This window comes from Bradyrhizobium sp. (assembly GCF_049691595.1).
Lineage (GTDB): Bacteria > Pseudomonadota > Alphaproteobacteria > Rhizobiales > Xanthobacteraceae > Bradyrhizobium.
Window position 1 is genome coordinate 1 of sequence record NZ_JBAVNZ010000188.1, and the last position, 7,855, is coordinate 7,855.

12 protein-coding genes are annotated in these 7,855 nt (G+C 64.4%); 3 read left to right on the plus strand and 9 right to left on the minus strand.

Features of this window, described 5'->3' with window-relative positions:
- A partial coding sequence (locus WCE35_RS08640; protein WP_424592928.1) for a GbsR/MarR family transcriptional regulator occupies positions 1-241 on the minus strand: 241 nt, incomplete at its 3' end.
- Between the two features lie 92 nt (positions 242-333).
- On the opposite strand from WCE35_RS08640, the gene WCE35_RS08645 reads away from it, so the two are divergent.
- Entirely contained in the window at positions 334-480 is a 147-nt protein-coding gene (locus WCE35_RS08645; RefSeq protein WP_424592929.1) for a hypothetical protein, read from the plus strand.
- A gap of 22 nt (positions 481-502) precedes the next feature.
- On the plus strand, positions 503-1,003 hold the full coding sequence (locus WCE35_RS08650) for a hypothetical protein (protein ID WP_424592930.1): 501 nt from the start codon (positions 503-505) through the stop codon (positions 1,001-1,003).
- Between the two features lie 89 nt (positions 1,004-1,092).
- On the opposite strand, the gene WCE35_RS08655 is transcribed toward WCE35_RS08650, so the two are convergent.
- The 4 genes from WCE35_RS08655 to WCE35_RS08670 all read right to left on the minus strand — a co-directional run bounded on the left by WCE35_RS08655 (position 1,093) and on the right by WCE35_RS08670 (position 4,680).
- Positions 1,093-1,392: an acylphosphatase gene (locus WCE35_RS08655; protein ID WP_424592931.1), complete on the minus strand. Its 300-nt coding sequence runs from the start codon at positions 1,390-1,392 to the stop codon at positions 1,093-1,095.
- Positions 1,393-2,262 (minus strand): isocitrate lyase/PEP mutase family protein, encoded by an 870-nt coding sequence (locus WCE35_RS08660; RefSeq protein WP_424592932.1) that lies wholly within the window; start codon positions 2,260-2,262, stop codon positions 1,393-1,395. It abuts the gene before it with no gap.
- A gap of 2 nt (positions 2,263-2,264) precedes the next feature.
- Positions 2,265-4,322: an acetyl-CoA carboxylase biotin carboxylase subunit gene (locus tag WCE35_RS08665; RefSeq protein WP_424592933.1), complete on the minus strand. Its 2,058-nt coding sequence runs from the start codon at positions 4,320-4,322 to the stop codon at positions 2,265-2,267.
- Positions 4,323-4,470: 148 nt separating this feature from the next.
- Positions 4,471-4,680 carry a hypothetical protein gene (locus WCE35_RS08670; RefSeq protein WP_424592934.1) on the minus strand — a complete coding sequence of 70 codons (210 nt, stop codon included), beginning with the start codon at positions 4,678-4,680 and terminating at the stop codon, positions 4,471-4,473.
- Between the two features lie 205 nt (positions 4,681-4,885).
- Here WCE35_RS08670 and WCE35_RS08675 point away from each other — a divergent pair, with 205 nt between their 5' ends.
- Complete coding sequence (locus tag WCE35_RS08675) at positions 4,886-5,650, plus strand: thermonuclease family protein (RefSeq protein WP_424592935.1); 765 nt, start codon at positions 4,886-4,888, stop codon at positions 5,648-5,650.
- Positions 5,651-5,690: 40 nt separating this feature from the next.
- Here WCE35_RS08675 and WCE35_RS08680 read toward each other — a convergent pair whose 3' ends face one another.
- From WCE35_RS08680 to WCE35_RS08695, 4 genes are read right to left on the minus strand one after another with little or no spacing between them, the layout of a single operon-like run.
- Positions 5,691-6,353 carry an aquaporin gene (locus tag WCE35_RS08680; protein WP_424592939.1) on the minus strand — a complete coding sequence of 221 codons (663 nt, stop codon included), beginning with the start codon at positions 6,351-6,353 and terminating at the stop codon, positions 5,691-5,693.
- Positions 6,353-6,880: an arsenate reductase ArsC gene (locus WCE35_RS08685; RefSeq protein ID WP_424592936.1), complete on the minus strand. Its 528-nt coding sequence runs from the start codon at positions 6,878-6,880 to the stop codon at positions 6,353-6,355. The genes WCE35_RS08680 and WCE35_RS08685 overlap by 1 nt, the downstream gene beginning before the upstream one ends.
- A gap of 9 nt (positions 6,881-6,889) precedes the next feature.
- Positions 6,890-7,363: an ArsI/CadI family heavy metal resistance metalloenzyme gene (locus WCE35_RS08690; protein ID WP_424592937.1), complete on the minus strand. Its 474-nt coding sequence runs from the start codon at positions 7,361-7,363 to the stop codon at positions 6,890-6,892.
- An 11-nt stretch (positions 7,364-7,374) separates the two neighbouring features.
- Positions 7,375-7,719: an ArsR/SmtB family transcription factor gene (locus WCE35_RS08695; RefSeq protein WP_424592938.1), complete on the minus strand. Its 345-nt coding sequence runs from the start codon at positions 7,717-7,719 to the stop codon at positions 7,375-7,377.
- Positions 7,720-7,855 lie beyond the last annotated feature (136 nt).

The window sequence follows — 7,855 nt, forward strand, 5'->3', positions numbered from 1 at the left end:
GCACCCGCCGGATCAAATTCCAGGACAGCAGTTCCTTGATGGAATTCGAAACGTTGGACCGCGCCATACCCAGGCTGTCGGCGATGTCGTCGGCGGTCATCGGGGCTTCGGCGAGATAGAGCAGACCATGGATCTGGCTGACCGAGCGGTTGACGCCCCACTCGTCCCCCATGTCGCCCCAATGCAGGATGAACCGTTCGACCACGGCGGGGAGTTTCTTTTTGTCAGATATTTCTGTCATAACAGAAATATCTGACGGAAACGGGCGGATGTCAAGGGGGGTGCGATCGGCCGGCCGCTGGGCGCCACCGCCTCACCGCCGGGGGCTTCGAGATGCAGATCGAGATCGAAAGCCTGATGATCATGCGCGGAAAGCCGTCACCCGCCGCCCGTCGGGCGGTAATCGGTTGGGCCGAAGCGAACATGGCGACCATCAAGGCCGAATGGAACAGAATCAACCCGCGTTATCCGGTAAAGTAACTGGAAGCCTTGGAGGGCACCGATGACTGAAGAAATGCCGCGGATCGAAGCGGTGTCGGTGGAAGGGACCGGCAGGCTGAGCGTCAAGTGGCGCAGCAAAACCCGAAAAGACATGGTGAACTTGCTGGGCTGGATCGCGACCGGCGGAGAAATACTTGCGCCCCTGATGGTGCCTACGATCTTCAGGAAAGCATCCGTCGGCAACTACGGAGCCGCGATCGTGTGGGACGACGGCGACCTGGCCATCGACGCTCAGCACGTCATGCTGCTGGTCGACGAACAGAAGAAATTCGACGCGCGTGATGCCAGGCGTTGGCAAGAACAGGTCGGCCTATCCAACAACGAAGTGGCCGATATGTTCGGGTTAAGCGTCAGCACCTGGTGCGCCTACAAGGCCGGTGGCGCCGAAATCCCCGCGCCCATTGCGATGCTGTGCAGAGCGATTCTGCGCGATCCCGTCCTGATGCAGGCTCACTTGCGCCCACGCGTCACCGGAAGGCCTCGCAAGCGGGCCGCGAACTGAAAACGACTGCGTGCAACGCAGGCGCGCCGGCGATCACGCCAAACCGCATCAATCCGAATCCCGGTGTTCCGAAGATTGATTGGCCGTGCCTAGATCGTCGGCAGCACCGAGAACCGCTCCCCTGCCCGCCGCAGCTCCAGTGCGTCGGGATTGCCGGGTTCTTCCCGCACGCTGTCGGCCTCTGCCAATGCCGGCCCGCGACGACAGGACGCGATTATGTCCGACACCACATCTTCCGCCCCGGCGAACACCGCCTCGACACTGCCATCCCGGCGGTTGCGCACCCAGCCTTCGAGGTCGCGCGCGGTGGCTTGATGCGCGACAAAGGCGCGGTAGCCGACGCCCTGCACGCGGCCGATGATGGTGACGTGGCGGATGACGCCGCGCACCTATTTTTTCCCGAGCCCGAGAAACGCGTCGCTGCGCGCATTAACCTCCGCCTCGCGCATGGCGCGGCCGGTCAGTTCCGGCGACGCCAGGCCTTTCAAGCCCTTGGGCGACGTTCCCTCGCGTAACGCTTTAAGCGTCTCGTACACCGCTTGCGTGGCGGCGGCGAATGGCGCGTGGCCCTGCAGCGCGATCCGCACCCGCTGGGTGGCAAGATAGTCGAGCGCGGTCATGTCTTCGGGCGCGCCGCCGAGCACGATCGGCAGAGTTGTCGCAGCAGATATAGCTTCCAGCTCTACGCGATCCCTGATGCCGGTGAAAAACAGCGCATCGACCCCGACCGCTTCATAAGCCCGCGCGCGCGCGATCGCGTCGTCAAGGCCCGTGATCGACGCGGCGCCGGTGCGGCCCATGATGACCAGCGAGGGTTCGCCGCGCCCGTCGAGTGCCGCCTTCATCTTGCCGACACCTTCTTGCAGCGAAATCAACTGCGTCGTCGTTTGTCCAAAGGCCTGCGGCAGCAGCGTGTCCTCGATGGTGAGGCCGGCGGCGCCGGCGGCTTCCAGCTCCTGCACCGTGCGGCGGACATTGAGCGCATTGCCATAGCCGTGATCGGCATCGACCAGCACCGGCAACGTCGACGCCCGCGACATCCGCCGCATCTGCTCGGCAAGTTCGGTCAATGTGATCAAGGTGACGTCGGGATCGCCCAACACGGCCAGCGAGGCGACCGAGCCGCCGAACATGCCGAGCTCGAAGCCAAGGTCCTCGGCGATCCGGATCGAGGTCGCGTCATAGACCGAGCCCGGACGGATGCAGGCCGATCCGTTCAGGATCGCACGCAATACCTCGCGGCGCTTGCGGAAGGCCATGATCAGGCGAATTCGAGGATCAGCGCGTCGACCGCCAGCGTCGCGCCGGCGGCGGCGTGGATCTTCCTCACCGTGCCGTCGCGCTCGGCGCGCAGCACGTTCTGCATCTTCATCGCCTCGACCACGGCGAGCGTCTCGCCGGCCTTGACCTCCTGCCCCTCGTTGACGGCGATCGACACCACGAGCCCGGGCATCGGGCACAACAGTTTCTTGCCGGAATCGGCCGCCGACGTCACCGGCATCAGCCGCGCGGCCGCGGCCTCGCTTTCGGTGTAAACATAGGCCCGCGCCTGCGCCCCCTGCCACGTCAGATCGAAGCCGTTGGGCAGGCAGCGCACCTGCACGGCGACATGGCGTCCACCGACGCGGCCGTGCCACACCGGATCGCCCGGCTTCCAGGACGAGACCACCTCAACCTCGCCGGCGGCGCCTGCCCCCTCGCGATAGCTCACTCGCACGCAATCCTCGGAAGCCGGTCGCGCGCCTTCGAGGCCGTCACCGAACCTCACCACGCCGGCCGTCACATCCAGAATGTATTCTTGTCCGTTGAGCCAGTCGCTGCGCGCGGTCGCCCGCGTCACCGGCCGTCCGGTCATCTGCCCGGAAATCTTGCGCTTGCGGGCGCCGAGCCGATGGTCGATCGCCGCGGCCGCCGCCGCGATCACCCTGGCCCGTTCGCCCTCCGGCGCAATCGGTTTAAACCCATCCCTGAACTCCTCGGCGATGAAACCGGTAGAGAGTTCGCCGGCACGCCAGCGCGGGTGATTCATCAGCGCCGACAAAAACGGGATGTTGTGCCGGATACCGTCGATATAAAACGAATCCAGCGCGGCCGACTGCGCCTCGATCGCGGCCGCGCGCGACGGCGCATGGGTCACGAGCTTGGCGATCATCGGATCGTAATGAATAGAGATCTCGCCGCCTTCCTGGACGCCGGTATCGTTGCGGATGGTGACGCCGTCATGGCTTGCTTCCGCGGGCGGACGGTATTTCACCAGCCGCCCGATCGAGGGCAGGAAGTTGCGGAACGGGTCTTCGGCATAGACGCGGGATTCCACCGCCCATCCGGTCAGCGTGACGTCCTTCTGCGCCAGCGACAGTTTTTCGCCGGCGGCGACGCGGATCATCTGCTCGACCAGGTCGATGCCGGTGACCAGTTCGGTGACGGGATGCTCGACCTGCAGCCGCGTGTTCATTTCGAGGAAGTAGAAACTCCTGTCCTGGCCTGCGACGAATTCGACCGTGCCGGCGGAATCGTATTTCACGGCCTTGGCCAGCGCCACCGCCTGTTCGCCCATCCTGCGGCGGGTGGTCTCGTCGAGCAGCGGCGACGGCGCCTCCTCGATCACCTTCTGATTGCGGCGCTGGATCGAGCACTCGCGCTCGCCGAGATGGATGACATGGCCATGCTTGTCACCCAGCACCTGGATCTCGATGTGGCGGGGATCGACGATGAATTTTTCGATGAAGACGCGGTCGTCGCCGAACGAGGATTTGGCTTCGGCCCTGGCCAGGTTGAACCCCTCCGCGACTTCCGATTTCGAATGCGCGATCCGCATGCCCTTGCCGCCGCCGCCGGCGGAGGCCTTGATCATCACGGGGTAGCCGATCTCGTCGGCGATCTTCACCGCATGCTTCTCGTCCTCGATGACGCCGAGGTGTCCCGGCACCGTCGAGACCCTGGCCTTCGCGGCCGCCTTCTTGGATTCGATCTTGTCGCCCATCGCGGCGATCGCGCCGGCGTTCGGACCGATGAAGACGATCCCGGCTTTTTCAAGCGCGCGCGGAAACGCTTCGCGCTCGGACAAAAACCCGTAGCCGGGATGCACGGCCTCAGCCCCGGTCTTGCGGCAGGCTGCCACGATCTTGTCGATCGACAGATAGCTTTCGGACGCCGCCGGCGGCCCGATCAGCACGGCGTCATCGGCCATTTCGACGTGCAGGGCGTCGCGGTCGGCTTCGGAGTAAACCGCGACCGTCTCAATTCCCATGCGGCGCGCAGTCTTGATGACCCGGCAGGCGATCTCGCCGCGATTTGCGATCAGAATTCGTTTGAACATGTTCTTCTGGCTTGGGCCTTTGGGCAGAATCCTCACCCGCAATGTGGCATGCGCAGGCGGGGGTAACAATTGCGTCGTACAGCAAAACGGACCGGAGGCAATGGCCTATGTCGCCCTGGCGACCTCGTCCCTCCCGCAGCGCGGCACGCTAGCCTGAATAGGTGCCAAATCTGCCGCGCGCATAGGCGTGGGAAACGGCCTTCATCAATTCGCTGGCCTCGTTCTCCAGATATTCATTGGCGACGATCAACGCGCGGATGGTAGAGCGCAGATCGCCGCCGCATGCCGCGATCGCCTGCTCCACCGCGGCTTCCAGGCCGTCATGGTCCTCGGTATTGGCTGGCGAGGGCGAGGACATCGCATTGTTCCGGGTTGATCCGCTCCGTCGATGTTCTTCTTTTGTTCTTGGAAAGTCAATCCACGGTTTGAAGGATCTGACAACCACATGAGCGGTCCGTTCGGCGCGACCTTCGGCAGGCTGGAGCTCACGGCCACTTGGTTTCATGATGTCGGCTCATGCTAAAGCGCGTATCGGGTGTGAAATTCATTTTGAAGTGAAACAAATGCGCTCACGACTATCTCTGATTGCGACGCTGCTACTGGCGGTTGTTTCGGCGAGCAAAAGCTTCGCCGCTCCTGCGACGATCCGCGATGGCGGCACGCTTCAGCTCGGCAACCTGACCTATCGGCTCGACGGCATCGACGCGCCTTCGGTCGACCAACTCTGCATCGACGATCACGCCGACTCCTGGAGCTGCGGCGTCGAGGCGCGCGACCAGCTGGCAAAGCTGATCGGCGACCGCCAGGTCCGCTGCGAGGATCTCGGTGCGGACCCGAGCTACAAGAAGCGGCACATCGGTATCTGCACCCTCGCAGGCGAGACCACCAGCCTGAACCAAATGCTGGTCCGCCAGGGCTTTGCCCTGAATCTCGAATCTTCCGCCAAGGGGCGCTTCAAGGACGATGAAGCCCGCGCCAGGGAGAACCGCCAGGGCCTCTGGAAAGGCTGCTTTGTCGCGCCGCAAGAGTTCCGCCGCGGACGAAAGGACGGCGCGCTGCTGGGCGGATCGTGCCGGGCGGACCGGGATCGCGAAATTCGCGCCGCGCTGTTCCCCGATGACCTCGTGATGCCCTCAGGCTGCAACATCAAGGGCAAGTTCGCGGTCCGCGCCCGCGTCACCGGCAATGTCGGCATCTATCATCTGCGGACCTGCCGCAGTTATCCGGCGCTGACCGAACCGGATCGCTGGTTCTGCTCGGAGGAAGACGCGCAGGCCGCCGGCTTCCGCAGGGCCTACAACTGCCGGGGCAGTGACCGCGGCAGGTGACGGGCAATTCGAAGGTCAAGGCGGGGACCTCGGCGTCGATCTACTTCGAGCCTGCCCACAGCCAGCGCGCCACCGCTACCGCAACGGCCGCCCCGCCAAGCTGGGCCAGAACGAAGGCTGCCACGCCACCTGGAGCGATGCCGGCAAAGCTATCCGACAGTGAGCGCGCGAGGGTCACCGCGGGATTGGCGAACGAAGTCGAGGCCGTGAACCAGTAGGCCGAAATGATATAGAGGCCGACGGCATAGGGTATCGCCGCCGGCGTTCGCGCGGCGCAGCCGAAGATCGTCAGCAGCAATCCGAAGGTCGCGATACCCTCGGCAAGCCACTGTCCGGCCCCCGTGCGTTGCGTGAGCGAGAACTGCCAGACCGGCAGTTCGAACATCAGGTGCGCCGCCCATACCCCGGTCAGGGCGCCGACGATCTGCGCGGTGATATAACCGCCGGCGATGGTCCAGGCCAGTTCGCCGCGCCATGCGAGCGCCGCCGTCACGGCGGGATTGAAGTGGGCGCCGGAAAGCGGCCCAAACACAAGGATCAGGACAACAAGGATCGCGCCGGTCGGTATGGTGTTGCACAGAAGCGCAAGCGCGACGTTCCCGCCGGCGAGCTTTTGCGCCATGATCCCCGATCCGACCACGGCGGCGAGCAGAAAGGCGGTGCCCAGCCATTCGGAAAAGATGCGCCGTCCGAGCGAAGCCATCATGATCGTTCGGTCATCCGCGTCGTCGTACCTTCTATCTCGCCGATTTCGCGCAGCCGGTTCCTGAGGCTCAATTGGTCGAGCGAACGCAGCGGCAGGGAGGTGAAGATGCCGATGCGCTGGTTGAGCAGCCGATAGGCTTCCTTGAACGCCAGCGCGATCTCCGCCTGCGTTCCGCTCGCCTCCGCCGGATCGGGTATGCCCCAATGGGCTGTCATCGGCTGCCCCGGCCACACCGGGCAGGCTTCCGCCGCAGCGCCGTCGCAGACGGTGAACACGAAATTGAACTCCGGCCCGCCGGCCCCCGCAAATTCGTCCCACGATTTCGAACGCAAGACGGACGTGTCGTAGCCGAGACTCTGCAGAAGCTGGATGGTATGCGGATTCACCCTCCCCTTCGGCTGGCTCCCGGCGCTGTAAGCACGGAATTTACCGGCCCCGATCTTGTTCAAAATCGCTTCCCCGATGATCGAACGCGCGGAATTGCCGGTGCACAGGAACAGCACATTGTAGGGCTGAGCGGCCATCGTGCACCTCTAGCGATCGCAGCATGCGCTTTGCTTCGGCGCGGCTTGCGGCGCACCGCATGCGCTTGTCTTTTCATGCGCCACCCGCGCCTCGTTCTCGCCGGTGCCGTCGCCATACGTCGTGCTTTCGCCGGTGGTGTGGAAAGTTTCCCAGGCAATGCCCGCGGGGTCGTCAGTCCATGCTTTCTCGGATTTGGCGTAGCAGCACGCGGTCTCGCCCTGCTCGATGACATTGCCGCCGGCTTCGCGCAGGCGGGCATACACTTCATGCAGTTCGCCGGTGTTCTCGACCTGGATGCCGAGATGATCGAGGCCCGGTTCGCGGCCACGGGTGGAGATCGCGAAATTGACGCGCGGATCCTCCAGCATCCACTTGGCGTAGTCCGGTTTCACGACCGACGGCCTTGCCGCGAACAGCGCGGAGTAAAAGCCGACGGAATGCGCGATGTCTTCGACCGAGACGTGAACATGCAGGCGCTTCATGGTCTGTCCTCTCAGGCTGGCATTTTGGCGCGTTTGCGCACCGGTTTGCATTCGGCGACGGGACCGCAAGCCGCGCCGCCACAACAGTTTTCGGTGAGAAAGCCGAGCAGCGCGTTCATCCGGTCGAACCGCGCGGCGTAGATCATCGCCCGCCCGTCGCGGCGCACGGTGACCAGTCCGGCCATGCGGAGCCGGTCAAAATGGAAGGTCAGCGTGTTGGGCGCAAGCGCAAGCGCGGCCGCCACCGCCCCCGCCTGCATGCCGCCGGGACCGGCCTGCACCAGCAGCCGGAAAACGTCGAGGCGGTTGTCCTGCGCGAGCGCCGCCAGCGCGGCAACGGCATCCATCTTTTCCATATTTCAACGAATATTGAAATGACTGAAGGTTGTCAACGCCCGGTTTCCAAACCTGTATCGCTGAGGCATCCTAGCCATCGCCCCTATGGCTGCGAATCCCCCCACCCGGCGCGGCCCGGCGCGCGCTCCGAGAGTG

What these genes read in the sequence shown, in the direction of transcription:
- WCE35_RS08645 (WP_424592929.1), top strand. Translation starts at nt 334, where the DNA reads ATGCAGATCGAGATCGAAAGCCTGATGATCATGCGCGGAAAGCCGTCA.
- WCE35_RS08650 (WP_424592930.1), top strand. Translation starts at nt 503, where the DNA reads ATGACTGAAGAAATGCCGCGGATCGAAGCGGTGTCGGTGGAAGGGACC.
- WCE35_RS08660 (WP_424592932.1), bottom strand. Translation starts at nt 2,262, where the DNA reads ATGGCCTTCCGCAAGCGCCGCGAGGTATTGCGTGCGATCCTGAACGGA.
- WCE35_RS08665 (WP_424592933.1), bottom strand. Translation starts at nt 4,322, where the DNA reads ATGTTCAAACGAATTCTGATCGCAAATCGCGGCGAGATCGCCTGCCGG.
- WCE35_RS08670 (WP_424592934.1), bottom strand. Translation starts at nt 4,680, where the DNA reads ATGTCCTCGCCCTCGCCAGCCAATACCGAGGACCATGACGGCCTGGAA.
- WCE35_RS08675 (WP_424592935.1), top strand. Translation starts at nt 4,886, where the DNA reads ATGCGCTCACGACTATCTCTGATTGCGACGCTGCTACTGGCGGTTGTT.
- WCE35_RS08680 (WP_424592939.1), bottom strand. Translation starts at nt 6,353, where the DNA reads ATGGCTTCGCTCGGACGGCGCATCTTTTCCGAATGGCTGGGCACCGCC.
- WCE35_RS08685 (WP_424592936.1), bottom strand. Translation starts at nt 6,880, where the DNA reads ATGGCCGCTCAGCCCTACAATGTGCTGTTCCTGTGCACCGGCAATTCC.
- WCE35_RS08690 (WP_424592937.1), bottom strand. Translation starts at nt 7,363, where the DNA reads ATGAAGCGCCTGCATGTTCACGTCTCGGTCGAAGACATCGCGCATTCC.
- WCE35_RS08695 (WP_424592938.1), bottom strand. Translation starts at nt 7,719, where the DNA reads ATGGAAAAGATGGATGCCGTTGCCGCGCTGGCGGCGCTCGCGCAGGAC.